The organism is Lysobacter sp. P5_B12, from assembly GCF_056400425.1.
Map to the genome: position 1 here is coordinate 1 of NZ_JBFULG010000023.1, position 1,000 is coordinate 1,000.

General features: G+C 57.6%; 1 protein-coding gene. It reads right to left on the reverse strand.

Annotated features, from left to right (window positions below):
- A partial coding sequence (locus AC1DOM_RS16785; protein ID WP_498965363.1) for a hypothetical protein occupies positions 1 to 341 on the reverse strand: 341 nt, incomplete at its 3' end.
- Positions 342 to 1,000 lie beyond the last annotated feature (659 nt).

Below are 1,000 nucleotides of genomic sequence, written 5' to 3' on the forward strand. Positions count from 1 at the left end.
GGATACACGAGGATACACGAGATCGAACAACGAAGCGGGACGATGCAGCGGTAAGTGCCACGCACGTACGTAGGCATCAGGGTGGCCAATCCCAAGTAGACAGACACTACCTGCCAGGCTCGGTACCAACTGCGTTTGCGCAGTAAAAAGATTGCGCCGAGGCCGACCACAAGGACCAGCATGCCGCCTTCGGCGATGGATGAAACAGTGACCAGCTCAAAGGCCAGTCCATCACAAGCGGAGACTGAGGACCACCGACATGCGGCCGCGAAACCGATGAGGGAAATGGCCGTAAATCCCGCTACACCAACGACTGTAGCCAGCAACATGCGAATAAGCATGGAAAACGCCCGCTTACCATCAATCTGTTAAGCGTCCGCTATCGGCCAGAAGCGGACATTTCTACTGATAGGCGAGTTCAAGGGTGACACGACGGCAAGCAGCATCTACGTCAACGTGGAACGATTTCCCGCCCCCACCAGGAGGTCGCCTTCGAACGTTGTCGGACTCATGCAAGACTGCGAACCCTCGTCCACCATCTTCGGCGCTCTCGTCTCTGATCGTGTAGCTGTCTCGCGCCCATCCCCGGGTTTTCGTTACGTATCCCGCTACCAGCTCGATGCAGGAATCAACTTCGGAACGGCGCTTGTCTTGGCCTTGATTGCTGCTGCAGGCGATTCCCGTCAACAGTAATGGGCCAACCACAGCGATTGCCAACAGGGACTTGCTCGTCATCCAATTCCTCCTGCGCCTCGTCTGCTGAGGTGAGTGTGTCACGGCAAGCGGAATGTCCGCTTTGGGTCGAAAGCGGTCACTCGTGACCGGCCGTCACCCCGCTACTAGAACTGGCCAATGTCCGCTTTCGACCCAAAGCGGACATTCGCCTGACCGCTCGCGCCGAATCGCGCTGTCCGGTAGCCTCATCAAGCCAACGCCGCTTCGCGGCTCGATCCAGGTGTCAGTTGTGCTTGTGAGCGATCCGCTACTCGTAATTCTGGAA